We start from the raw sequence: 23429 nt of genomic DNA, 5'->3' as shown, positions 1-23429 counted from the left end.
ATCGATTTGCCGAGGCGTCAAGCGCATTAGGTGCAAAGCATCGGCGTTTGCAAACCGTCCAAAATGTGGACACCACTGGAACGCGTGGGCCCCGGTGTTGCAGCCCGCCAGTCCCCGTGAAAGGTGCCCCCGGTCGGCTGGTCAGCCCGCTACGCCGTAGAGCCGGTCGCCGGCATCGCCCAGGCCGGGCACGATGTAGGCCTTTTCATCCAGCCGCTCGTCGATGGAGGCCACCACGATGGAGACGTTCTTGTCTTCGAGTTCCTCGCGCAGGGCCTGCAGGCCCTCCGGTGCCGCCAGCAGGCAGATGCAGGTGACGTCGGCGGCGCCGCGGGCGAAGAGGAACTTGATGGATTCGCGCAGCGTGCCGCCGGTGGCCAGCATGGGGTCGAGCACGAACACCTGGCGGCCGGTGAGGTCGGCCGGCAGCCGCTCGGCGTAAGTAATGATGTCCAGCGTTTCCTCGTTGCGCGCCATGCCCAGGAAGCCGACTTCGGCGGTCGGCACCAGCTTGGTCATGCCCTCGAGCATGCCGAGGCCGGCGCGCAGGATGGGCACCACCAGCGGGGTGGGCTTGGTGAAGGCGGTTCCGGTGGTCCGGGTCACCGGGGTCTCGATTTCCACCGGCTCGGTATGGACGTCGCGGGTGGCCTCGTAGGCCAGCAGGGTCACCAGTTCTTCAGTGAGCTGGCGGAAGACGGGCGACGGAGTGGTCTTGTCGCGGAGAACGGTGAGTTTGTGGGCAACAAGGGGATGGTCCACTTCGAGTACGCGCATTCCACAAAACTACCGGCAGCCGCATAGCAGGGACAAACATCGGGCCTGCCAGAATGGTGGCATGGGCCCGATTGATCCGCAGCACCGCCAGTGGATGGGTCTTGCCTTGGACCAGGCCCGCTTGGCCCTGGAGACCTCCGACGTGCCGATCGGCGCCGTGGTGATGGGGCCCGACGGCGCGGTGCTGGGTTCCGGACGCAACGAACGGGAGGCGCTGCACGACCCGACCGGCCATGCCGAGATGGTGGCCATCCGGGAGGCGGCACGCAAGCTTGGCTCCTGGCGCCTTGACGGCTGCACGCTGGTGGTCACGCTGGAGCCCTGCGCCATGTGCGCCGGCGCCATCGTGCTCGCCCGCATCCCGAAAGTAGTCTTCGGCGCGTGGGATGAGAAGGCCGGGGCGGCGGGCAGTGTTTTCGACATCCTGCGCGAGCGCCGGCTGAACCACTGGGTGGAGGTCTACCCGGAGGTGCGGACGGAGGAGTCGGCCGCCATGCTGCGCGAGTTCTTTGCGCGGCACCGCGGCGAACTGCCGGCGGGCTAACCCTCTCCGTTCCGGTGCTGCACGTGCTTTCCGGTGCTGCTGCTGCACGTTCACGGCCATTCCCGCTCGCTTCGGCGCCGCTCCCGGCCCCAGGTCTGGGACGAAGGCCGGCCGGTGCGGCCGTCCCGCGGGGCCGTTTTGGGACTCAGGGCCAACAGCGGGTAAAGTTGACGCGTTGGTGACGTGTCCGAGCGGCCGAAGGTGCAACACTCGAAATGTTGTTTGGTGAAAGCCAACGTGGGTTCAAATCCCACCGTCACCGCCAAAGAAAACCCCCGGAGATCCGGGGGTTTTCTGCATTCTCAGTGCGGCGTGGTGCAGATGTAATCGCCATGGCAAAGGCGTTCGCGTACGTCGAATGACGTCGCAGCAGACTCCTCGACCCGCTCCAGCTCATACTCCCTAACGGGTGGTCTCGCGACCAGCGTCGCACCCTGTACGTCGGGGGGCGATGTTCTGCTTGGCCGTGGAGACGCAGATGTATCCCACGACTTGGATTGCCTGGTCGGCGTGGATCACTTCGGAAACCAATGAGGTGGTGGTTACGACCCAACTGCACACAACTGGAACCCTCTACGTACAGTGGCCGTAGAGGGTTGGGTAGTAACTGGAGGTGACGGAGAACAAAGATGGAACATTCGGACCTATTCGCCCGTGCGATCCAACCTTGAGCCGCCCCAGTTCTTCCTTGACTGGCGCAGCATCGCGAAGTTGGCCACGCTCAATGTGAGCGAAGTCAGAACCAGGACTACGTACAAAACCTGAATTTCACCCTGCGTTTGCATGACCATCGCGAACCAGACCAGAGCCGCCACGAACCATAGGACGACTGAGAACAGCAGGGCGCGAGGGCTGGGCCTCGCCGGCTTGACCCCAGGTTCGGTCAGGCCCATCCGGTCTGTCATCCGCAACCAAGCGTTGCGTGGTCCGCTGCCTGTCATGGCCTAACCATAGCTACACGCCACGGGCGCCGGAACAGCCCCGCGGATCGTCACGGCGACGGTTCCTCTCCGGCCAAGCGAGCCACACCGATGCTTTGACCGTCGTGGAACCGGGCATAAAGCACAAACCTTCGTCCATCCGCATTGTTGTTGGCCCAGTCGAGGGCTTCATGAACGTCACGTGCACCGGTGAGCAGCCATTCGTCGCTTCCGTCAGCCACCACCCGGCCGCCTCCATCCTTAATGGGCCCCCAAAAATCAACCCGGTAATCAGGGTTCGCTTCAAGGGATGACTCAACCCGCGGATCGACTGGATTTGCTTCCATTGCTGGGGTCCTGTTCTCGAGGGTGCTCACGGAAGCGTACTGGTACTGCACCGAATGGCAAGAAAGACGTAGCTCTTGGCGTGCACACACCATAGAGCCAGCGCCCCGCCCAGCAGGACTTCCGGTGCTTCCCCGCCTGTACCTATACCTATGGGGTGCTTTCTTCGTTCCGCGGTCCATACAACCCCAATGCCCAAGAGTGTCCAAGAGCACGGATGCATTAGCGAGGCGGATCAGCCTCGCCGGCAACTCAGGCCCGTCTCACTTCAAGGGTCTGGTTTTTACCCTCGGCAATCGTATTTATCCGTGCTATCGGCTCGCAGAGGTGTATATCGGGATAGAAGAGGAGCGAAGGGTTTGAGCGCTGGATCTACTTGTTCAGCCCTTGGGCATACGATCGGTTGTTGATCAGGGCCTCCCGATCGTCAGCGCCTCGGGGGCGACGGTTCACCAACGCTTGCAACCCCCCTGCCAGGAAGTACAACGTCTGCAGGGTCTAACTCCGGTCTGGCCCGGAGGAAGCGTATGGCGTGCCGGAAGGATGTACCGGTCATCGCGGTGTCGGCTGACACTTCAACGACCATCGGTTCTACGAGTGTCAGTTCGGTTTCGCCGTCGTCGGCGTTGAACCGGTCCATGAGCGTGGATTTCACCCGATGCGGCCAAGGGTGATCCGGGCCTGCGGCCTGGAGTTGGGATCCCAGCAGTTTCGCGGCCGAGGTTTTGAGCGGGGCGGAGCGCCCGACGATGCGGAGTTCCCCGTCGATCCGCAGCCCGGCGACGATGGCCTCGGGGCGTGGGAGGGGACCGATGACTGCTCCGCAGATCACGTCAACGGTGTCGCGATGTTTGATCTTTTGCCACTGCCGCTGCCCTCCCTCGTACGGTTGGCCGGCGCCCTTGATGACGAGGCCTTCGATGCCTGTGGCGGGCAGTTCTTCGAACCAGGTCGCGGCGGTGTCCGGGTCGGCGGTGCCAGGGGACAGTTCCAGGGCGTCATCCCAGTCCTTGGAGAGTTCTTCGAGCAGTTCACGCCGGACCCGGAACGGTTCACCGCGGATGTCGTGCCCGGCCACGGCGAGCAGATCGAAGGCGACGAAGTGGGCCGGCACCCGGCGAACCAACCCGGGCAGCGACTTCACCGAGGCGCTCAAGCGCTCCTGGAGGGAGGAGAAGTCCAGCCGCTCCTTGGACCAGATCACCGCCTCGCCATCGAGCAGGCAGCCGGGCGGCAACTGCTGCCCGGCTGCCTCGACCAGATCCGGGAAGTAACGGGAAAGGCTCTTGCCCTGCCTGGACCAGAGGGAAGTCTCGTCCCCGTCGCGGCTGATGACTACGCGGTACCCATCCCATTTAGGTTCGTACCAAGCTCCTCCGGGCAGGGCGCCGGGACGCGGCATCTTTTCCACTGCGCGGGCCAGCGCCACCTTGACCGGTAGGCTCAGCCCCGAAGGCAGGCCTGCATCCATAAACCTACGATACAAGGCACATCCTGACCTCAGTTTCCCCGAAGCGCCTTGAACACCGCGGTCTAAGGGCTTGGAACGAGCTCCACCGAGTAACCTTCCGCTTTTTCATAAAGCTGTCTCAGGTATCCGCTATGCCATTCCAGCCACAATGCATCGGCTGCCCGCGTCACCTCATCGACGCGGCCTTTCCGGACGGGCTTCCCGTCCTTGCGGATCTGAACGTGCTGGCCCGTCAGATCTTTCCAATTGTCTACCGTCATGGGAGACCCTTCCTCAATCTTGTGCAGTTTTCTTGACCCATAGGTGGTCACAGGAGAGGCAAAGCAAAGGACTACTGCCGCTTGGGGGATGTCGCACTCGTTCGGGCAACATCCCCCAAGCGGCCCCGTCTGATCGAGGCTTGCGGGCCCGGCAGACAAGGGCACACAGTCAGGATCAGGGGTAAAGCCCGCGGGTCAGGTGCGCCTGGGCCACACGCTCGACGGCCGTCACCGTAGCGGCCTCGCGCAGGTTCAGGCCGCGCTTCGACGCAATGGACAGGACGTTCTCCCACGCCGCCAACATTCGGTGTTCCAGTTTTTCTTCAACTTCGGCAGCAGTCCACCAGTAGGCTTGATTGCCCTGCACCCACTCGAAGTAGGAGACAATGACGCCGCCCGCGTTGGCGAGAATGTCCGGAACAACGAGCACTCCCTTGTCCTGCAGAATGACGTCCGCCACCGCCGTGGTGGGGCCGTTGGCGCCTTCCACGATGACCTTGGCGCGCACGTTGTTGGCGTTGCCGCCGTGCAGCACGCCTCCTACTGCTGCGGGGACCAGCAGGTCCACCTCAAGCTCCAGCAGCTCATCCGAAGCGATGGCGCCTGCGCCGGCGAAGCCGACGACGCTGCCAGTCTCCTTAACGTGGTCTTGCAGGGCACGGATGTTCAGACCGTCAGCATTGTGGATGGCCCCATACTGGTCGCCCACAGCCACTACGCTGACTCCGGCGTCGGCAAGGAACTCTGCGGCTCCGGCTCCCACCTTGCCGAAGCCCTGAACAGCCGCCGTGCTCTGCCGTGGATCAAGCCCTGCATGGGCAAGCGATGCCAGCGCGACGTGCACGACGCCCTTGGACGTGGCGCTCGAACGGCCGAGGGAACCGCCAACGCTGACAGGCTTGCCCGTTACGACGCCTGGGACCGTGTAGCCGACGTTGACCGAATAGGTGTCCATCATCCATGCCATGGTCTGTTCGTCGGTGCCGATGTCGGGCGCCGGCACGTCCTTCTCAGGGCCAATAATCGGCAGGATTTCACTGGTGTAGCGGCGCGTTACGCGCTCCAGTTCCTGCTGCGAGTAATTGCGCGGATCGATAGTGATCCCGCCCTTGGCGCCGCCGTAAGGGACGTCCAGCAGAGCGCACTTCCACGTCATCCACATCGCCAGTGCACGCACTTCGTCCAAGGAAACGTGCGGGCTGTAACGCAGTCCGCCCTTGGCGGGTCCGCGGGAGAAGTTATGTTGCACGCGGTAACCGGTGAGAACCTCAACGCTGCCGTTGTCCCGGCGCAACGGGATGCTCACGGAAAGTTCCCTGCGCGGCTGGGCCAGCAGCTGGTGCAGCCCTTCGCTGTATCCCAGCGTACGGATTGCAGAAGCAAGCTGCCTGTGGGCGTTCTCCAGAGGCCCCGCGTCCTGGGCGGGAGCCGGCGTGCCGTGCCCGGATTGTGCGGTTGACAGAGATAAGACAGGTGTCGTCATCGACGGAGATTCCTTCTTGGCTTAGGTCTTTCGGAGGGTGTGTATGTGACGCTACAAGGGCGCGAGGGGGACGTCAGTGTGCGACTGCACAAAGCGGCGTGACGCAACTAGCAGCTTCAACAGCGCCCCCGGCCTGACAACCCCGGCCGCGCGGACGCCGGGCATCTCCCACTGCTCGTCGCCGAACTGCTGGTGTACCCTCTCCGCCGGTTCCTCCGTCCTACGGGACGAGCGGGCTTGCCGTCCGCACGGCGGAGACGACGTCGAGGATCGCCCGGGTGGTCGCGGCAGCATCTTCTGGATCGGCGACGAGTGACGCATGGGTGGCCCCTTCGATGACGCGGTGGAGGCTGTTGGTCGACAGTGCGGCCAGGGCTTGCTGCGACGCGGCCCACCCGGGCTCGCTCCCACTGCCTGCTGTCAGGACGGCCAGCGGTTTGCTGGTGAAGTCCCTCAATTGGGCAGCCTGCTGCACCGACGAACCCGCTTGAAGGTACTCGTCGACCGTGCTCCGCAGGTGGCTGGGTGTGTCCACTCCGAGCACCGTGCCGAGGCCGAGTCGGGCTGTGGCGGCGGCCAGTGCGGAGACACGGTTCATCAAGTCGTTCGAATCGGCACGAGCAGGCTGCGCTGCATCTGGGGCTGGTTCCGCAGCCGGTGCGGTCGAGTCCACCAGCACCAGTCCGGCTACGTCCCCGGGGTCGCGGGCGGCGTAGGTGAGCGCGTAGAGGCCCCCGAATGAATGTCCGGCCAGCACGTATGGTCCAGGCTCCTTGCCGCGTTGCAGCAACGTGTGGAGATCGGTCGCGATCCGGGCGGCGTCCTGCGCGGTCCTTGCCGAATCGCTCCATCCCCGTCCTGCCCGGTCGTACACGCACACCCGGGTGTCACGGGCAACAACCGGCGCGATCAAAGCGAGGTCGGACGACATATTGCCTGCGCCGGGTTCGATCACCACGGTAGGACTGCCCGTTCCGGTGCAGGTCAGGTACAGGCGGTGTCCGCCGACGTCGATCAATTGGCCCCGTGCCGGATGAGCACCCGTGTCCACCGCTTCGCGCACCGTTTCGTAACCACTACCGAGTGATGCCAGAACCAGCATCGTGATCACCGGGTAGAGCAGCACGCGGCCGCTCCGGCTATGAAGCTGTCCACGAACCCTGAAGGCCATCCAAACCACTAACACCAGCAGGGTTGGCGGCCAGATCCATGCGAGCGCCTCCTGCATAGGGGAACCGAACGCGACCAACAGGACACCGCCCAGGCCCATGAAAAGCGCTGGAGCGGCGGCCCATTTCTGGGGTTGATCGGTGAACCGCACCGTCAGCACAGCCAGCGTCGCCCATCCCGCGGAAAGCCCCAACAGGATGGCGCCGGTCACGCCGCTTTCAGTGGCCGGAATGACCGGGGTCCCGGCCAGGAGTAATGCAAGCAGGGCACCGGCTAGCAAGGAGCCGGCCACGATCCAACCGATGTGTCGGTACAGCCAAGGGTCACGGCCGGGCGGACGGGTCTGACCCTTCGAGGTGGTGCTGGTGGGAGTGGCAGCCGTAGTGTTCTGCGCCGCCGGAAAGATTGTCATGTGCACATGCTGTCATTCACCGGCAGCGGAAATGGGCGGCAAAAATGCCCCGTATGGAAAGGATTCTGCCCGCCCGGTTCCTGCGTGAGTACAGTGGCCCTTATGCACCGTGTCGTCGCGCTGGCACTACCGGATGTGGTCGCGTTCGACCTTGCCATTCCGGCGCAGGTTTTCGGCCACGAGGATGAACGCGGACGGTACTCCTTCCGCGTCTGCGCAGCACAGCCGGGCCTGGTGCCGACCACCTCCGGGTATTCCATCCAGGCCCTTGATGGCCTGGACGCCCTTCTGTCCGCGGATACAGTCGTGGTGCCCGGCTACGCCCCGCTCGACGAACCGCCAGCCCATATAGGCGAGGCCCTGCGTCAGGCAGCGGCCAACGGGGCCCGCATGGTGTCGGTGTGCACCGGCGCCTTCGCTCTCGCTGCTGCAGGTCTCCTGGACGGCAAGCGGGCAACCACGCACTGGAGAAACGCCGACCGCCTGCAAACCCTGTACCCGGGCGTTGCCGTCGATGCAGACGTCCTGTACATAGACCAAGGCAGCGTCAGCACCAGCGCGGGGGTCGCGGCAGGCATAGACCTCTGTCTGCATCTGGTCCGCAAGGACTACGGAACCGAGGCGGCAAACGGCATTGCACGACGGATGGTAGTGGCCCCGCATCGGGAAGGGGGCCAGGTCCAGTTCATGGAACGTACCGTCGCCGCACCCTTGGCCCTCTTCGCCGATACCTGCGCCTGGGTCAGGCAGAATCTGGCCCAACCGCTGACAGTCGAGGACATCGCCGCCCACGCCGGCTGGGCGCCCAGGAGCTTCACACGGAAATTTACGGCCGAAGCAGGAATGACACCCCTGAAGTGGCTGAACGATCAACGCATAGCCGAAGCCTGCATGCTCCTGGAAACCACTGACCTGACGGTGCAGGCAATAGCCTCCCGGACCGGTCTGGGAACGACAGCAAATTTCCGGCTTCACTTCGCCCGGAAACTCAACACCACACCCTCTAGCTACCGCCGCCTCTACCAAGGCAGGAACCGGCGGGCCGCACCGGCCTGAATGCCTTGAGATGGCGGACCTGTAGCTGCCGATCCATGACCGCGCCCAAGTCCTCGGGAAAATGTTCCTTTAAGGCGCGACGCAGTTTGTCAGCCATGGTGTCTCCCGCCCGGGAGCCACCGCAGCGCGGCCCTTGCACGCTGCTGTTCCGCTGCTACCTGAGGAGGGCGTTCTTCTGCCGGGACTTCGTTCTTGAGCTCCGCCCGCAGTTTGCGCAGGTGACGACCAAGTCCTTGGATGTTGTGAAGACGGGAATGAAGAACACCGTGAATTTGGTGGCGCGTTCCTGCAGGTGATGGTGAACGAATCGGCCGCAGTGCCGGCACGTCCCCATCTGTCCGGGCAGATCGCGAAGGACGGTCTTGAGACCGAAAAGAAGAAACATGGTGCGCCTTTCAACGTTGTTCCCGGCCAAGCCCCGGTTCGGGCACCGCGGGGCGTTTCTCCGTTCTCCTTGTAGAGATCAAGCCGCCCTTCCCAAGATAGTAAGCATACTTGCTGATTGCCAGCTTTGCGCAGAGCACGCAGGCGGCCGCAGCACCAGGATGGCAGCGAAGTCATGAGACGCCTGGACTAGGCGGTTCGCGGCGGCACAACACAAACGCCCCGCACTTTCGGAGAGCGGGGCGTCGGTTTTGGCGTGTGTTAGAGCGGGCGAATGTTCTCGGCCTGCAGTCCCTTTTGGCCCTGAACGACGTCGAACTCAACTTTTTGGTTTTCTTCCAACGAGCGGTAACCGCTGGCGGCGATGGCCGAGAAGTGTGCGAACACGTCCGGTCCGCCGTCGTCCTGACTGATGAAGCCAAATCCCTTTTCGGCGTTGAACCATTTGACGGTGCCTGTTGCCATGCTGATCTTTTCCTTCTGGAACGGCAGCGCCGACTCCCCCAACGGGAGCCTGTCCGCGACCGTCCACCTTCAACCTAGGTGAGCGCCGGACGTGCAGCAAGAGCAACGGACGGACGGGGCCGGAAGAAGCTGCGGGAGAGTCCTCCACACAGGTCAGGCAGAGTCGCCGGCTCCTTCGTCCTGCACATGGTTGCGGGATTCGTCGTCCCGGTCGGCGTCCTCGGCGACGGTGTTGGCAATGAAGTCCATGCGATCGGCCGGGGTAAGCCGGTCATCCTGCTGATACTCTTCGATGTTTTCGCTGACGGCGTCTTCGTCGGCGGGCTGAATGTTTTCCGTCATTACTGCTCCTGCGTAGTACGGCTCCTTATCACTGTCGCCGATCCGGCACATGTCCACAACCCCTTCGGGCGCGGCCCAACCAACCCGAACCTCGCCGGGCCTTGGTCTCGCTGGACACCACCCTGCCGCTGCGCCACCTCGGGCGTAGCCTTGGTCCATGCAGTTCTGTGGCTTCAGGAGGTAAGAGAATGACCACCCCCGCCAAGGCTTTGAAGCCCACCGCCATCGGCAGGGTCGTTTCAGTGACCACAACCAACGGGGACGAGCATGTCGGCGTCCTGACCGCATTCCACCGGAGGCAGCACAGCGAGGATTTCCTGGTCTACCTGCAGGGAGTTCCGCAACCGGTGCCGGTACCCGCCGAAGGGTCGGCCTTGGTTCACCAGCGCGTGCTCTAGCAGCACGTTTCCGCCGCGAATGGTGCCCGAACGGGGCGCCATCTCTAGTGCCACGCAGCGGTCCTGTCAATGCTTGGAGGCGCAATCCTGCCTTTCACATCCATCACAAAAAGCCGTCCATGTCACATTTCGACTGCTATCGAAAAGCGCCGGAAAAAGAGCTTGAGTCGTGGACTTTTAGCCGTACGCTAAGACCACCTCACAGGTCGCGACGGCTGGCGAAAGCCGCCTCCTTGAGGTAATTCGTCTGCAGGTTTTCCAGGGGTGGCGTCGGGGGACGTCCAGGGCCTGCTGAGGGGGACGGGGGCTACGGGTGAACCAAGAGGATCGTGATCCGGCGGGCAGCGCAACCGGCGGCGCCCGGGCAACGACTGCCGGTCAGACACCGGCTCCGGCTGGCCGGGGTGCCGCCCACCTGCGGAGAAAAACGCGGCGGTGGTGGCCCCGGCGAAGGGAAACCGTGGGACTGGATGAGCTGCTGCGGCCTGCGGCCCAGCCGGAGAACGGGCAGGGCACCCTGATCCGCGTGGCCGGATGGGCCGGCGCGGTCGCCGTCGTCGCGATCAGCGCCGGATCTCTGGTAGCGCCGGGAGCCATCGCCTTCTCGGCGGCCACCGATTCCGTGCTGGACCTGTGGGAAGGCCTGCCCGCCGAGCTTCCGCTGGACACCGCCTTGCCGCAACATACGGTCCTGCTGGATAAGGACGGCAAGGAATTCGCCCGCTTCTACAGCGAAAACCGGATCGACGTGGACCTGGATCAGGTCTCGCCGACGTTTTTGGACACGCTGCTGTCCACCGAGGACTCCCGGTTTTACGAACATCACGGCGTGGACCCCATGGGCGTCACCCGCGCGATGGTGAGCAACTCGGTGGGCGGCGAGCGCCAGGGCGGCTCCACCATCACCCAGCAATTGGTACAGAACATCCTGGTCAACAATGCCCGGGATGAAACCGAGAAGTCGGTGGCGGTGGGCGAAACCTACAACGCCAAGATCCGCGAGGCCAAGTACGCCGTCCAGCTGGAGAAACGCCTGGACAAGGACCAGATCCTGAACATGTATGTCAACGCCGTCTACTTCGGCAACCGCGCGTACGGAATTCAGGCGGCGGCGCGCATCTATTTCAATACGACGGCGGCCAAGCTCACCCTGCCCCAGTCGGCCCTGCTCGTCGGACTGCTCAAGGGACCGGTCTACTACGATCCGGTGAAATACCCGGATCGAGCGCTCAGCCGCCGCAACACCGTGCTCAATGTGCTCGAGCGGCACGTCGCGATCACGGCGGACGAAGCCGCGGCGGCGCGCGACAGCGGGCTCGGCCTGGACCCGGGATCGGTGCCCTCGGGCTGCGGCGGCTCCGAGTACCCGTTCTACTGCGATCTGGTCCGGGATGAAATCCTTACCGATCCTGCCTTCGGCAAGACCCAGGAAGAACGCGGGGACCGGCTCTCGCGCGGCGGTATGACGCTGACCACGGCCTTGGACCGCAAGGCCATCGACGCGGCGGAAAAGGCCGTGCGCAAAGCGATGGGCAACAAGAACCGCGCGGCGCTGGGCACCGCCGTCGTCGAACCCGGCACCGGGCATGTCACGGCAGTGGCACAGAACCGTTCCTGGGGCGAAGGCAAGGGCAAGACCGAGGTGGTCTTCGCCGACAGTGCCTTCCAGGTGGGGTCGGCGATGAAGCCGATCGTGCTCGCCACGGCGCTGTCCCAGGGGATTTCCCCGCGCCAGAAGCTGCTGGCCAACGGCCCCTATTACTCCTCGCTGGATAATCCGCCCGGCGGTTTCCACAACTACGGCTACGAGAATTACGGCTCTATCGACGCCTACCAGGCGGTGCGCGCTTCGGTGAACATCTACTTTGTGCGGTTGATCGAGCGCACGGGCGTGAAGGAAGTCGCCGAGTTCGCGGAAACCCTGGGCATCACCTCGATTCCCGTCGACAAGCTGCACGGCCGGGAGGCATCGCTGGCGCTCGGCTCCTACGAGATTTCCCCGCTTGAGATGGCCAACGCCTACTCCACCTTCGTCAGCGGCGGGGTGCTGTGCCGGCCGGTCACCGTCACCGCCGCCATCCGCAGCGATACCGGGGAGAAGCTCCCGGTTCCCGCCTCAAACTGCCGCCAGGCCATCGACCCTTCGGTGGCGGCCACGGTAGCCGACGCGCTGACCGAACCGTTCCACCCGGCCGGCACGCTGGGCGCCCTGGGCATGCCGAAGGGCCGCCAGGCCGGAGCGAAGACGGGTACCACGAATGACTTCGCCGCGAATTGGATTGTGGGCGTCACCCCGCAGTATGCGACGGCGGTGTGGCTCGGTGACCCCCGCGGCGGGGCCCAGCACCCGTTAAAGACGGTGCATGCCTACGGCAAAACCTTCTACGACCTCACCGGCTCCGAACTGGCCGGTCCGGTGTGGAAGGACACCATGGAAGGCCTGCACAAGGGCCTGCCCGCCGAGCCGATGCCCGAGGCCGACCCGCTGACCACCACCGTTGAAACGTCCCGGTCCATGCCCGACCTCCGCGGACTTGGCGTGAATGAGGCCATCACGGTACTGCTGCGCAACAGCCTGGTGCCGGTGATCGGGCAGGAAACGGCCAAGCCGGACCCGCGGGTGGATCAGAACGTGGTCACCGCGCAGTCGGCACCGCCGGGCAGCAGGCTGACCTTCCGGCAGGAAGTGACCATCACGCTCAGTGCCGGCAGCAACACTGCCATCACGGTTCCCGACGGGTTGTAAGGAGTCCCGATGTCCATCTTCGAGAAACATCCGGCTCTTGCCCTCGCCACCGGTGCGCTGTGCCTGGCGTCCCTCACCGCGTCGGGGCTGGTGGCCCTGCAGGCATCAGGGCTGCCGATGTTCTTTGCGCAGGAACAGGCCCCGGCGGTGGCCGAGCCGGCCTCGCCGGTGGCAATCAGCGCGGTGCTCACGGACAGCCCGGCCTCCATCTCCTTGATCGGGCTGCTGGCCGAACCGCCCGGAAAATGGAAGCCGGAGGGCCCGGTGGAGCGCGGAGCGGCGCTGCCGGTGCCCTACGCGTGCGACATCGGCGCGGCTCCCTCGGTGGCTTTGTCCCGTTCATTCAGGGTGCGCGGCGAGAGGGTGCAGGTGCTCGCCGCCGCCTACACCGCCGGCCTTGGCGCCGAAGCGATGGGCAAGCTGGCGGACAACGCGGCCGACTGTGCCGGGGCGGCGATCACGGTCCGGAGCGAGGACCTGGACGGCCCCGGCGTCCAGGCCCACCGGGCCTACACCGCCAAGACCGGCCACGACACCATGCAGGTGCTCACCTTCCGGCGCGGGGACGTGCTGGCCTTCGTGACGGGAAAGGCAGCCGCACCGCTGGCAAAACTGGCCAAACAACTGGACAAGAAGCTGGCGGCCGCGCTCGCCGACGTCTGCGCAGACCAAGATTCCAAAGCCGGCGACGCTGCCCGCTCCCCTTGGTCGGCCGCCGGCTACAAGCCCTTCACCGTCACCCGAACGGTATCCATTCCCGACGTGCCGCTGCCGAAGGCCCCGGCCGACGCCGACTACGAAACCGTGTCCTTCCCGGCACCGGACCTGAAGGTCAAGCCGGCCAATCCGGCGGCCCTGCCGGACTACCCGGTCTGGCCGCCGATGCCGGACGCCCGCAAGTTCCCCCGGCCGCCCAAGAGCCCCGCCAGCGAGCCGGCGAGGTCGGCCAAGGTCCATCTGCTGACCGAGGACGCCGCCGGGCCGGGCTGCGGCTGGGAGTTCACCGGCATGTCACCGGTGCCTTTCGACGCCAGGGACGCAGCCGCCGCCAACCGGGAACGTGTCCAGGCCGCAGAGTCGAGACTCGCCGCCGGCGCCAGGAAATGGCAACAGGCCGTGCTGGACTACTGGGCCGCCTACGACCACTACCGGACGGATGTGAAGCAGTACAAGGGCTACACCGCCGCCGTTGCCAAGGTGAACAAGGAGTGGGACAAGATCGCGGCGCAGTGGAACGACTACTGGGCCGAATACGCCGTCTACCAGCAGGCCCTGGCGGAGCGCTCGGCATTCTTCACCCAGCGGGACAATGCACGGGCCGGCTACCGGAACGCCCTGGCGCAGTGCGAGGCGGACAACCGGAACGCGGAGCAGGAGTACAAAAACGCGCAGCAGGAGTACAAAAACGCGCAGCAGGAGTACAAGAAGGCGATGGAAGATTACCGAAAGGCGGTGGAAGCAGCCGAAGAGAACCGGGGCGACGAAGACGAGGAGGAGGAGCAGCCGGAGCCGCCTACACCGCCCCGGGAGCCCTCACGGCCCGAGCCTGCGGATTGTGACGCGATAGGCGCGCCCGGCATCCTGGATTGGGCCCCGCCGGCCAAGCCTGTTGCCCCGGCGCCCCCGCCCGATCCCCGCCCTGTCGGAGAACGTTAAGCCCGGCACCCGCCCGGTTTACCGGCGTGGAGCCCGGTGTGTCGGCGTGGAGCCCGGTGTGTCGGCGTGGAGCCCGTGGCGCCGGGAGGCAAGGCTGCGGCGGGCTTTGGCTAGAGTGGTGGCATGGTTGATTCCACCGCTACCGCGGCCACCGCCGGCATTGCCGCCACCGAGCACCTCGGCGCCGATGGAGGTACAGTTCCGGACGCTTACTACGTGCGCACGGACGGCGGACGCTTCCATTCCACGCTGCATTCGCAAGGAGCCTGGAACGACCACGAACAGCACATGGCACCGGCTTCCGGCCTGATCGTGCACGAGTTGCTGCGCAACCATCCCCGCCCCGAGATGGTGATGAGCCGGATCAATTTCGAGATCCTGGGCATCATCCACGGCGGCGAGTTCGAGATCCAGACCCGGGTCCTGCGGCCGGGCAAGACGATTGAGCTCTTGGAGGCCACGTTCACCGCGCAAGGCCGCACGGCCATCCGCGCGCAGGCCTGGCGCCTGCTCACCGGTGACACCGCCGCCGTCGCCGGCACCTTCAGCCGGCCCCTTCCCGGACCCGGCGGCTGCCCCCCGGCGCCCATGACCAGCGTCTGGGACGGCGGCTTCATCCGGTCCACGGAGTTCCGCACCGCGGCGGACCTCGGTCCGGGCAACCGGAGCGTCTGGGCGCGGACCCTGCACCCGTTGGTTCAGGGCGAGGACAGCCACCCGCTGGCCCGCTTCGTCAGCATCGTGGACACCGCCAACGGCATCGCGGTGCGGCAGGACCCGCGCGAGTACATGTTCCCCAACCTTGACCTGACCATCCACCTGTTCCGCCAGCCGCAGGGCGAGTGGACGGGCCTGGACACCCGCGTGACCTTCGGCGACGACGGCGTCGGCCTGACGGACACCGAACTGTTCGACGAACAGGGCCCGGTGGGCCGCGCCGCCCAGATCCTGACCGTCCGCAAATTCCCCGGATCAGCCGGATGACCCTGCGCATCCTGACCATCGGCCGCAAACACGAGTCGTGGGTGGCGGAAGGAATCGACCGCTACGAGAAGCGGATGAAGAAGCCCTTCGACGTCACCTGGCAGCCGATCCCCCATTCCTCCCGCGAGCATGACGCGGCGCGCAAGGAAGAATCCGAAACCCTGCTGGCCAAGCTCAGCGGCAAGCACGCCAACGACTTCGTGGTGCTGCTGGACGAACGCGGCAAGAACATCGATTCGCCCACCCTCGCGCGTACGCTCCAGCAACCGCTGGACAGCTCCCGGAACGTCACCCTGATCATCGGCGGGGCGTACGGGGTGGACGACTCGATCCACCAGCGGGCCGACTTTGTCTGGTCCCTTTCCAAATTGGTCTTCCCGCACCAGCTGGTCCGGCTGATCCTCATGGAGCAGCTCTACCGCGCCCAGGAAATCGCCGGCGGGCGCCCGTACCACCATGAATGACCGCCAAGCGCAGTGCCCTTCGGCCGGTGGGCGGCAGTCGCCGCGACCCTACCCTGCGAATCCCGCCGCGGCCCGGCGCCTCCCGAAAGGCACTCCAGTGGCTACCATTCCCCGCACTGCCCTTCGCTCCGTACTGGCCGTCGGCGCCACGGCGGGCCTGCTGGTTGTTGGCGCCGGCGCGGCCTCCGCGCACGTCGGCGTCACGCCCGAGGACAACGCCGCCGGCAGCAGCTCGGTGCTGACGTTCTCCTTCGCGCATGGGTGTGAGGGTTCGCCGACCACGAAGGTTGCGATCACGCTGCCCGAGCAGTTGGTGGACGCCACGCCGACCGCACACCCCAACTGGGAGGTTGAAAAGGTGACCGAAACCTTGGATGCCCCCAAGACCTTGGACAGCGGAGCCACCGTCACCGAGCGGGTCAGCCATATTGTTTACACGGCCAAGGAACCGGTGGCGGACGGGCTGCGCGACGCGCTGCAGCTCCAGGTGCTGCTGCCCAATGCCCCCGGCGAGAGCCTGGCCTTCCCCACCCTGCAGACCTGCGAGAAGGGGGAGACCGACTGGGCCGAGCTGCCCGCGGAGGGCCAGGATCCCCATGAGCTGGACTCCCCGGCTCCGTCGTTCGTGATCGGCGAAGCATCCGTCAACAGCCACGGAGGGCACGACGACGGCGGTGCGGCTCCCGACGCCGGCGCGACCTCGGCATCGGGCAACGGCGCGGCAGCGGTGGCCGGTTGGGCCGGGCTCGGCGCCGGGGTGCTGGGTCTGGCTGCCGGCGTGACCGCGCTGGCCCGAACCCGCAAGAAGGCCTGAGCTTACAGCCCGGTATCGACGGTCAGCCGGCCGGCAGGAGTCCCACGCCGGAACCGGCCGGCTGGCGGTGTTTAATATGACCATGATGAATCGTTTCCGAATCCGCCCCGCCAGCGCGGCCCTGTTCGTTGGATCCGCCCTGCTGCTGGCCGGATGCGGCCAAGCGGCTCAGGAACCCGGCACCCAACCTGCGTCTTCCGCCCCCGCGCCCAGCGCGCCGACGTCGTCCGCTGCACCCGCCCCGGAAACCGGAAGCGCCACCGAAACCGGAAGCGCCACTCCGTCCCCGGAGGCCGGCGGCAGCGCCGCCGACGGTTCCTGCCGGGCCGGCCAGCTGGAGGCGGCCATCGAAACCAAGGTTGGCGCCGGGGCCGCCGGCAGTGTCTACCGCACGCTGGTACTGACGAACACCGGCGGCGAGTCCTGCACGCTCCAGGGGTACCCGGGCGTCTCCTATCTCGACGCCGACGGTGGGCAGGTGGGGGCACCGGCCGACCGGGCCCCGGAGGCAGAGGCGGTGGCGGTCACGCTGCAACCGGGCGGAACCGCCGAGGCGCAGCTCCAGCAAACCAACGCGCAGAACTACGGCGAGGAATGCGGACTGACGGACGTGGCGGGAGTCAGGGTCTACCCGCCGAACCAGAAGGAATCGGTCGTCGCCAAGCAGGAGACGGTCGGCTGCTCGGACGACTCCGTGGTGCTGATGACCGTGGGCACCTTCCAGGCCCCGTAGCCGCCTCTCCGCTCCGCGAACTGCACACCGGGAACTGCACAGCGTCCGTGCCGGCCGCTAGGCTCAAGACATCGGTATGACGACGTCTGTGCTCGAACGCTTCAGCCCGGCCACCCGCGAGTGGTTCGCCGGCGCCTTCGCCGCGCCCACCAACGCACAGGCCGGGGCGTGGAACGCCATTTCCGCCGGCTCCCATGCCCTGGTGGTGGCGCCTACGGGTTCCGGCAAAACCCTGGCGGCCTTCCTCTGGGCGCTGGACACGTTCATCTCCCGGGCGCAGACGCCGCCCGAACTTCCCGCCGCTGTTCCGGAAGCGGCGCCCAAGCGGGGACGCGCCGCCCGCGAGGAGTCCCGCGGCACCCGGGTGCTGTACATCTCGCCGCTGAAGGCGCTGGGTGTGGACGTGGAGCGGAACCTGCGCGCGCCGCTGATCGGCATCACCCAGACCGCCAAACGGCTCGACCTGCCCGCCCCGTCCATCACCGTCGGCGTCCGTTCCGGAGACACCCCGGCCAATGAACGGCGCCGGCTGCTCACCCACCCACCGGACATCCTGATCACGACGCCGGAATCGCTGTTCCTGATGCTGACCTCCAGGGCGCGGGAAACCCTGACGTCGGTGGACACCGTGATCATCGATGAAGTGCACGCGGTGGCCGGGACCAAACGCGGTGCCCACCTGGCGGTCACCCTGGAACGGCTGGACGCCCTGCTGGAGCGGCCCGCCCAGCGGATCGGCCTCTCCGCGACCGTCGAGCCGCTGGATACCGTGGCTCGGTTCCTGGGCGGCAACGCCCCGGTGGAGATCGTCGCGCCTCCCGCCCGCAAGTCATGGGACCTGACGGTCACGGTGCCGGTGGAGGACATGACGGCGCTGGCCTCGCCCAGCCAGGAGGAACTGGGCGCCGGCGCGCAACCGGCCTCCATCTGGCCGCACGTCGAAGAGAAGATCGTGGACCTGATCGCCGAAAACCGGTCCACCATCGTCTTCGCCAACTCGCGCCGGCTGGCCGAGAGGCTCACCGCCCGGTTCAACGAAATCTGGACCGAACGCGAATCCCTCCCGCTCTCCGATGAGGACGTCTGGGGCACCGCCGCCCCTGACGACGCTGCGGAGAACGGTCCCGGTGCGGGGTCCGGCCCGGGGCCCGGCCCGGGGCCCGGCTCAGGTTCCGGTTCGGGTTCCGGTTCCCGAACGCAGACCAAGCCGCCGGCCCAAATCATGGCCCAGGCAGGTTCCGTCTCCGGCGCGGATGCCGTCCTCGCCCGCGCCCACCACGGCTCGGTCAGCAAGGAGGCGCGCGCGCAGATCGAGGACGACCTGAAGTCCGGACGCCTGCGCTGCGTGGTCGCGACCTCGAGCCTGGAGCTGGGCATCGACATGGGTGCCGTGGACCTGGTGGTGCAGGTGGAGTCCCCGCAATCCGTGGCCAGCGGCCTGCAACGGGTAGGCCGGGCCGGGCACCAGGTGGGCGAGGTGTCCCAAGGCGTGCTGTTTCCCAAGCACCGGCAGGACCTGGTCAACACCACGGTGACGGTCGAGCGGATGCTCGCCGGCCGGATCGAGCCCTTGTATATCCCCGCCAATCCCCTGGACATCCTCGCCCAGCAGACCGTGGCCGCCACCGCCCTCGGCGCAGTCGACGTGGAGGAATGGTTCGACGTCGTGCGCAAATCCGCGCCCTTCGCCACGCTGCCCCGCTCCGCCTACGAGGCCACCCTGGACCTGCTGGCCGGGCGCTACCCGAGCGACGAATTCGCCGAACTGCGCCCGCGCATCATCTGGGACCGGGTCGCCGGGACCATCACCGGCCGGCCCGGCGCGCAGCGGCTGGCCGTGACCTCCGGCGGGACCATCCCGGACCGCGGGCTGTTCGGCGTGTACCTGGTGGGTTCCGAGGACGCGAAGAACAGCGGCGGCCGCCGGGTGGGCGAGCTGGACGAAGAAATGGTCTACGAGTCCCGGGTGGGCGACGTCTTCGCGCTGGGCGCCACCAGCTGGCGGATCGAAGACATCACCTACGACCGCGTGCTGGTCTCCCCCGCTTTCGGGCAGCCGGGCAAGCTGCCGTTCTGGAAGGGCGATTCGCTGGGCCGGCCGGTGGAGCTCGGGCGGGCGCTGGGCCGCTTCGTCCGGGAAGTGTCCGGCACGGCCGAGGAGCCGGCACGCGAGCGGCTGGCCGCCGCCGGGCTGGACGATTGGGCCGCGGGGAACCTGCTGGCCTACCTGGCCGAGCAGCAGCAGGCCACCAACGATGTTCCCAGCGACCGCACCCTGGTGGTGGAGCGCTTCCACGACGAGCTCGGCGACTGGCGCGTGGTGCTGCACAGCCCGTTCGGCATGCCCGTCCACGCGCCCTGGGCGCTGGCCGTCGGCGCCCGGCTGCATCAGCGGTACGGCCTGGACGGTTCCGCCATGGCCGCCGACGACGGAATCGTGCTGCGGGTGCCGATGATGGAAGACGAGCCGCCCGGCGCCGAGTTGTTCCTCTTCGATCCGGAGGAACTGGACCAGATCGTCACCGCGGAGGTGGGCGGTTCCGCGCTCTTCGCCTCCCGCTTCCGCGAATGCGCCGCCCGCGCCCTGCTTTTGCCGCGCAAGAATCCGGGCAAGCGCAGCCCGCTCTGGCAGCAGCGCCAGCGCTCCGCCCAGCTGCTCGATGTGGCACGCAAGTACCCGACGTTCCCGATCATCCTCGAGACGGTGCGCGAATGCCTCCAGGATGTTTACGACCTGCCCGCGCTCAAGGAGATTGCCGCCGGGATCGACCGTCGGGAGCTGCGCCTGGTGGAGACCACCACCCAGCAGCCGTCGCCGTTCGCCCGCTCGCTGCTCTTCGGCTACGTGGCCAGCTTCCTGTACGAAGGCGACTCCCCGCTGGCCGAGCGCCGCGCCGCGGCCCTGTCGCTGGACCCGGGCCTGCTCAACGACCTGCTCGGCCGGGCCGAACTGCGTGAACTGCTGGACGAAGGGATCATCGCCCGGACCGAGCAGGAGCTGCAGCGGCTGACCGAGGACCGCAAGGTGCGGGGCGCGGAGGGCATCGCCGACTTGCTGCGGCTGCTGGGACCGCTGACGACGGCGGAGATCGCCGCCCGCGTCCGGCCCGCCGAACCGGTGACCGGACCTGTGAACGCGCCGGTGACCGGACCAGTGAACGCGCCGGCGGATGGTTCGGCGGGCGGGTCGGTCGAGGGACCGGTTCCCGCCGGCGGCGCGCCCGTCGGGATTGCCGACGTCGAGCCCTTGGTCGCCGAACTGGCGAGGGCCAACCGCGCCCTGAAAGTGGGCGTCGCCGGCACCGAGCGCTGGGCGGCGGTGGAAGACGCGGCCCGGCTGCGCGATGCCCTTGGCGTGCCGCTGCCCGTGGGCGTGCCGCTGGCGTTCATTGAGCCGGTGGCCGACCCGCTCGGCGATCTGGTCAGCCGCTACGCCCGCACCCATGGGCCGTTCACCGCGGCCGAATGTGCCAGGCGGCTGGGCCTGGGCACCGCCGTGGTGCATACCGCGCTGCAGCGGTTGCTCAAGGACGGCCGCGTGGTCGAAGGCGAGTTCCGTCCCGGCGGCGCCCCGCCCGCTGAAGAGGGCGGGGCCCACGGCACGGCCGGCGTGGCTGCTCCGGCCCCGCCGGATCAGCGCCAGGCCGAGTGGTGCGACGTCGAGGTGCTGCGCAAGATCCGCCGCCGGTCGTTGGCCGCCCTGCGCAAGGAAGTCGAGCCGGTTGATCCTGCCACCTATGGCCGGTTCCTGCCGACCTGGCAGAACGTCGGAGCGAAGCTGCGCGGCCTGGACGGCGTGGTCACGGTGGTGGACCAGCTGTCCGGGGTGCCCATCCCGGCGTCGGCGTGGGAACCGCTCATCCTGGCGTCCCGCGTGAGCGACTACGCCCCCGCCATGCTGGACGAGCTGACCGCCACCGGGGAAATCCTGATCGCCGGCGCCGGGTCGATGCCCGGCAACGACGGCTGGATCAGCCTGCATCTGGCCGACGCCGCGCACTTGACGCTGAATCCCCAGCCCGATTTCGAACCCAGCGTGCTGCAATACGAACTGCTGAACGCGCTCTCCGGAACCGGGGGCTACGGCGGCGCCTACTTCTTCCGGCAGCTCACCGACCTGCTCGCGGCCAACGGCACCCAACCCGGGGACAACGCCGTCGGCAGCGCGCTGTGGGACCTGCTGTGGGCCGGGCGGATCAGCAACGACACGTTCGCCCCGGTGCGTTCGCTGCTGGCCGGCGGGACCACCTCGCACCGGCAGCGCAACGCACCGCCGCGGGCACGCTCGGCGCGGCTGGGCCGGCTCGGACGCCTGCCCGGACTGCACGGGACCGGCCTGCAACCCGGCGGCGCCGGCGCGGGTACCGGCAAGCGTCCCGGCCAGCCGGGCACCGCGCCACCGACCGTCGCGGGCCGCTGGTCGCTGCTGCCGGCGCCGGAGACCGATCCCACCGTGCGCGCACATGCCACCGCCGAACTGCTGCTGGACCGCTACGGCGTGGTCACCCGCGGCTCGGTGGCTGCCGAGTCGATCCCGGGCGGGTTCGGGCTGATGTACAAGGTGCTGGGCAAACTGGAGGAAACCGGCCGCTGCCGCCGCGGTTACTTCATCGAACACCTCGGCGCGGCCCAGTTCGCGGTCTCCCCCACCGTTGACCGGCTGCGGTCCTTCAGCCGCGATGCGCAGCTGGGCGAGCAGACGCCGTCGGCCGTCGCCTTGGCGGCGACCGACCCGGCCAACCCCTATGGGGCCGCCCTGCCGTGGCCACCGCAGGATTCCGGCCACCGGCCCGGCCGCAAGGCGGGCGCGCTGGTGGTCCTGGTGGACGGAGAGCTTGCCCTGTACGCGGAACGCGGCGGCAAGACGCTGCTGGCCTTCACCGAGGACGAGGAGGCGCTGGCGTTGTGTGCCCGGGCCCTGGTCCAGGTGATCCGCCGCGGTGCCGCGGACAAGATGGCCGTGGAAAAGGTCAATGGCTCCGGCATTCTGGACACGCCGCTGGCCCATGCGCTGATGGATGCCGGCTTCTATTCCACCCCGCGGGGACTGAGGTTCCGTGCCTGAAGGGGACACCATCTGGCGTGCCGCCCGGCGCCTTCATGCGGCGCTGGCCGGGCAAGAGCTCACCGGCAGCGACTTTCGGGTGCCGCGCTACGCCACGCTGGACCTGGTTGGGCAGACCGTGGACGAAGTCCGCTCCCGCGGCAAGCACCTGCTGATGCGGATCGGCGCGCTGACGGTGCACTCGCATCTGGGCATGGACGGCAGCTGGCAGATTTACCAGCCCGGCGAGCGCTGGCGCAAACCCGCCTTCCAGGCCCGCCTCATCCTGTCCACCGGCACGACGACGGCGGTCGGCTTCGCGCTGGCCGCGCTGGACGTGGTGCCGCGCGCCGACGAGGACACGCTGGTGGGGCATCTGGGCCCGGACCTGCTCGGGCCGGACTGGGACGCCGACGAAGCCCTGCGGCGGCTGCGCCAGGAGCCCGACCGTCCGATCGGGCTGGCCCTGCTGGACCAGCGCAACCTCGCCGGGATCGGCAACGTCTACCGGTGCGAGGTCTGTTTCATTGCCCGGGTGCACCCGTCCACCCCGGTGGGCCAGGTGCCGGATCTCCCGGCCATGGTGTTGAAGTCCAAGCAACTGCTGGAGGTCAACAAGGATCGCGGCAGCCGCAGCACCACCGCGTCGCCCGCCCGCCGCGAATCGTTCTGGGTCTACGGGCGGGCCGGCCGGCCGTGCGGCCGCTGCGGCACCCCGATTGTTCACGACCTGCAAGGCAATACCGACGCCGACCAGCGCGACGTCTACTTCTGCCCGCACTGCCAGCCGCCGGCTCCCTGATTCGCGGGGCGCGGGCCCTTGCCGCCGCATGCCCCCGTCCTCGAGGACTTCGCCCGACATGACCCCTTGGCCCCAGTTCTAGGGGCCGCCCTCCGCCTGCCACAGGGCCCCTTCCGGCCCGCCACGACGGCGGCCGGGCGGCACAAACCGTAATATGGA

21 protein-coding genes and 1 tRNA gene are annotated in these 23429 nt (G+C 67.3%); 12 read left to right on the top strand and 10 right to left on the bottom strand.

The genetic code is table 11. From position 1 onward, the window contains the following. Positions 1 to 141 precede the first annotated feature (141 nt). Positions 142 to 777 (bottom strand): uracil phosphoribosyltransferase, encoded by a 636-nt coding sequence (gene upp, locus AC5RUP_RS07150; RefSeq protein WP_493976933.1) that lies wholly within the window; start codon positions 775 to 777, stop codon positions 142 to 144. Between the two features lie 61 nt (positions 778 to 838). On the opposite strand from upp, the gene AC5RUP_RS07145 reads away from it, so the two are divergent. Beyond that, on the top strand, positions 839 to 1321 hold the full coding sequence (locus tag AC5RUP_RS07145; RefSeq protein ID WP_494153434.1) for a nucleoside deaminase: 483 nt from the start codon (positions 839 to 841) through the stop codon (positions 1319 to 1321). A gap of 177 nt (positions 1322 to 1498) precedes the next feature. After that, positions 1499 to 1586 (top strand) — tRNA-Ser (locus tag AC5RUP_RS07140). A 379-nt stretch (positions 1587 to 1965) separates the two neighbouring features. On the opposite strand, the gene AC5RUP_RS07135 is transcribed toward AC5RUP_RS07140, so the two are convergent. The 6 genes from AC5RUP_RS07135 to AC5RUP_RS07110 form a co-directional block, all read right to left on the bottom strand. Further along, positions 1966 to 2262 (bottom strand): hypothetical protein, encoded by a 297-nt coding sequence (locus tag AC5RUP_RS07135; RefSeq protein ID WP_494158404.1) that lies wholly within the window; start codon positions 2260 to 2262, stop codon positions 1966 to 1968. Between the two features lie 50 nt (positions 2263 to 2312). Further along, entirely contained in the window at positions 2313 to 2588 is a 276-nt protein-coding gene (locus AC5RUP_RS07130; protein ID WP_494153432.1) for a hypothetical protein, read from the bottom strand. 425 nt (positions 2589 to 3013) lie between these two features. Further along, positions 3014 to 4057: an ATP-dependent DNA ligase gene (locus AC5RUP_RS07125; protein WP_494158403.1), complete on the bottom strand. Its 1044-nt coding sequence runs from the start codon at positions 4055 to 4057 to the stop codon at positions 3014 to 3016. A 62-nt stretch (positions 4058 to 4119) separates the two neighbouring features. Continuing rightward, positions 4120 to 4317 carry a hypothetical protein gene (locus AC5RUP_RS07120; RefSeq protein ID WP_494068532.1) on the bottom strand — a complete coding sequence of 66 codons (198 nt, stop codon included), beginning with the start codon at positions 4315 to 4317 and terminating at the stop codon, positions 4120 to 4122. A 175-nt stretch (positions 4318 to 4492) separates the two neighbouring features. After that, the gene (locus tag AC5RUP_RS07115) at positions 4493 to 5800 is read right to left on the bottom strand and encodes a Glu/Leu/Phe/Val family dehydrogenase (RefSeq protein WP_494068531.1); all 1308 of its coding nucleotides are present in this window, start codon (positions 5798 to 5800) and stop codon (positions 4493 to 4495) included. A gap of 220 nt (positions 5801 to 6020) precedes the next feature. Then, on the bottom strand, positions 6021 to 7382 hold the full coding sequence (locus AC5RUP_RS07110) for an alpha/beta fold hydrolase (RefSeq protein WP_494158402.1): 1362 nt from the start codon (positions 7380 to 7382) through the stop codon (positions 6021 to 6023). Positions 7383 to 7484: 102 nt separating this feature from the next. On the opposite strand from AC5RUP_RS07110, the gene AC5RUP_RS07105 reads away from it, so the two are divergent. Further along, positions 7485 to 8438 carry a GlxA family transcriptional regulator gene (locus AC5RUP_RS07105; RefSeq protein WP_494158401.1) on the top strand — a complete coding sequence of 318 codons (954 nt, stop codon included), beginning with the start codon at positions 7485 to 7487 and terminating at the stop codon, positions 8436 to 8438. Between the two features lie 154 nt (positions 8439 to 8592). On the opposite strand, the gene AC5RUP_RS07100 is transcribed toward AC5RUP_RS07105, so the two are convergent. The 3 genes from AC5RUP_RS07100 to AC5RUP_RS07090 form a co-directional block, all read right to left on the bottom strand. Further along, the gene (locus AC5RUP_RS07100; RefSeq protein WP_494068606.1) at positions 8593 to 8772 is read right to left on the bottom strand and encodes a zinc-ribbon domain-containing protein; all 180 of its coding nucleotides are present in this window, start codon (positions 8770 to 8772) and stop codon (positions 8593 to 8595) included. Between the two features lie 311 nt (positions 8773 to 9083). After that, complete coding sequence (locus tag AC5RUP_RS07095) at positions 9084 to 9287, bottom strand: cold-shock protein (protein ID WP_494002279.1); 204 nt, start codon at positions 9285 to 9287, stop codon at positions 9084 to 9086. Between the two features lie 153 nt (positions 9288 to 9440). Continuing rightward, a complete protein-coding gene (locus AC5RUP_RS07090) occupies positions 9441 to 9629 on the bottom strand; it encodes a hypothetical protein (RefSeq protein ID WP_494068528.1) in 189 nt (62 codons plus the stop codon). Positions 9630 to 9817: 188 nt separating this feature from the next. On the opposite strand from AC5RUP_RS07090, the gene AC5RUP_RS07085 reads away from it, so the two are divergent. The 9 genes from AC5RUP_RS07085 (at position 9818) to AC5RUP_RS07045 (ending at position 23270) form a co-directional block, all read left to right on the top strand. Then, a complete protein-coding gene (locus AC5RUP_RS07085; protein ID WP_494068527.1) occupies positions 9818 to 10027 on the top strand; it encodes a hypothetical protein in 210 nt (69 codons plus the stop codon). A gap of 460 nt (positions 10028 to 10487) precedes the next feature. Beyond that, complete coding sequence (locus AC5RUP_RS07080; protein WP_494153428.1) at positions 10488 to 12773, top strand: transglycosylase domain-containing protein; 2286 nt, start codon at positions 10488 to 10490, stop codon at positions 12771 to 12773. A 9-nt stretch (positions 12774 to 12782) separates the two neighbouring features. Next, a complete protein-coding gene (locus AC5RUP_RS07075; protein WP_494153427.1) occupies positions 12783 to 14429 on the top strand; it encodes a hypothetical protein in 1647 nt (548 codons plus the stop codon). Positions 14430 to 14552: 123 nt separating this feature from the next. Beyond that, the gene (locus AC5RUP_RS07070) at positions 14553 to 15413 is read left to right on the top strand and encodes a thioesterase family protein (RefSeq protein WP_494153426.1); all 861 of its coding nucleotides are present in this window, start codon (positions 14553 to 14555) and stop codon (positions 15411 to 15413) included. Then, positions 15410 to 15877, top strand: coding sequence for a 23S rRNA (pseudouridine(1915)-N(3))-methyltransferase RlmH (rlmH, locus tag AC5RUP_RS07065; protein WP_494106708.1), 468 nt, complete (start codon positions 15410 to 15412; stop codon positions 15875 to 15877). Before AC5RUP_RS07070 ends, rlmH begins: the two co-directional genes overlap by 4 nt. Positions 15878 to 15974: 97 nt before the next feature. Then, positions 15975 to 16691, top strand: a complete 717-nt coding sequence (locus AC5RUP_RS07060) for a YcnI family copper-binding membrane protein (protein WP_494153425.1) — start codon at positions 15975 to 15977, stop codon at positions 16689 to 16691. An 85-nt stretch (positions 16692 to 16776) separates the two neighbouring features. Continuing rightward, positions 16777 to 17424, top strand: a complete 648-nt coding sequence (locus AC5RUP_RS07055) for a DUF4232 domain-containing protein (protein ID WP_494158400.1) — start codon at positions 16777 to 16779, stop codon at positions 17422 to 17424. Between the two features lie 76 nt (positions 17425 to 17500). Beyond that, positions 17501 to 22489, top strand: a complete 4989-nt coding sequence (locus AC5RUP_RS07050) for an Lhr family helicase (RefSeq protein ID WP_494158399.1) — start codon at positions 17501 to 17503, stop codon at positions 22487 to 22489. Then, on the top strand, positions 22482 to 23270 hold the full coding sequence (locus tag AC5RUP_RS07045; RefSeq protein WP_494158398.1) for an Fpg/Nei family DNA glycosylase: 789 nt from the start codon (positions 22482 to 22484) through the stop codon (positions 23268 to 23270). Before AC5RUP_RS07050 ends, AC5RUP_RS07045 begins: the two co-directional genes overlap by 8 nt. Positions 23271 to 23429: the final 159 nt, after the last annotated feature.

This window comes from Arthrobacter sp. Y3223151, from assembly GCF_059091125.1.
This window is presented reverse-complemented; position numbering and strand designations above follow the sequence as displayed.

What these genes read in the sequence shown, in the direction of transcription:
- upp (WP_493976933.1), bottom strand. Translation starts at nt 777, where the DNA reads ATGCGCGTACTCGAAGTGGACCATCCCCTTGTTGCCCACAAACTCACC.
- AC5RUP_RS07145 (WP_494153434.1), top strand. Translation starts at nt 839, where the DNA reads ATGGGCCCGATTGATCCGCAGCACCGCCAGTGGATGGGTCTTGCCTTG.
- AC5RUP_RS07135 (WP_494158404.1), bottom strand. Translation starts at nt 2,262, where the DNA reads ATGACAGGCAGCGGACCACGCAACGCTTGGTTGCGGATGACAGACCGG.
- AC5RUP_RS07130 (WP_494153432.1), bottom strand. Translation starts at nt 2,588, where the DNA reads ATGGAAGCAAATCCAGTCGATCCGCGGGTTGAGTCATCCCTTGAAGCG.
- AC5RUP_RS07125 (WP_494158403.1), bottom strand. Translation starts at nt 4,057, where the DNA reads ATGGATGCAGGCCTGCCTTCGGGGCTGAGCCTACCGGTCAAGGTGGCG.
- AC5RUP_RS07120 (WP_494068532.1), bottom strand. Translation starts at nt 4,317, where the DNA reads ATGACGGTAGACAATTGGAAAGATCTGACGGGCCAGCACGTTCAGATC.
- AC5RUP_RS07115 (WP_494068531.1), bottom strand. Translation starts at nt 5,800, where the DNA reads ATGACGACACCTGTCTTATCTCTGTCAACCGCACAATCCGGGCACGGC.
- AC5RUP_RS07110 (WP_494158402.1), bottom strand. Translation starts at nt 7,382, where the DNA reads ATGACAATCTTTCCGGCGGCGCAGAACACTACGGCTGCCACTCCCACC.
- AC5RUP_RS07105 (WP_494158401.1), top strand. Translation starts at nt 7,485, where the DNA reads ATGCACCGTGTCGTCGCGCTGGCACTACCGGATGTGGTCGCGTTCGAC.
- AC5RUP_RS07100 (WP_494068606.1), bottom strand. Translation starts at nt 8,772, where the DNA reads ATGGGGACGTGCCGGCACTGCGGCCGATTCGTTCACCATCACCTGCAG.
- AC5RUP_RS07095 (WP_494002279.1), bottom strand. Translation starts at nt 9,287, where the DNA reads ATGGCAACAGGCACCGTCAAATGGTTCAACGCCGAAAAGGGATTTGGC.
- AC5RUP_RS07090 (WP_494068528.1), bottom strand. Translation starts at nt 9,629, where the DNA reads ATGACGGAAAACATTCAGCCCGCCGACGAAGACGCCGTCAGCGAAAAC.
- AC5RUP_RS07085 (WP_494068527.1), top strand. Translation starts at nt 9,818, where the DNA reads ATGACCACCCCCGCCAAGGCTTTGAAGCCCACCGCCATCGGCAGGGTC.
- AC5RUP_RS07075 (WP_494153427.1), top strand. Translation starts at nt 12,783, where the DNA reads ATGTCCATCTTCGAGAAACATCCGGCTCTTGCCCTCGCCACCGGTGCG.
- AC5RUP_RS07070 (WP_494153426.1), top strand. Translation starts at nt 14,553, where the DNA reads ATGGTTGATTCCACCGCTACCGCGGCCACCGCCGGCATTGCCGCCACC.
- rlmH (WP_494106708.1), top strand. Translation starts at nt 15,410, where the DNA reads ATGACCCTGCGCATCCTGACCATCGGCCGCAAACACGAGTCGTGGGTG.
- AC5RUP_RS07055 (WP_494158400.1), top strand. Translation starts at nt 16,777, where the DNA reads ATGAATCGTTTCCGAATCCGCCCCGCCAGCGCGGCCCTGTTCGTTGGA.
- AC5RUP_RS07050 (WP_494158399.1), top strand. Translation starts at nt 17,501, where the DNA reads ATGACGACGTCTGTGCTCGAACGCTTCAGCCCGGCCACCCGCGAGTGG.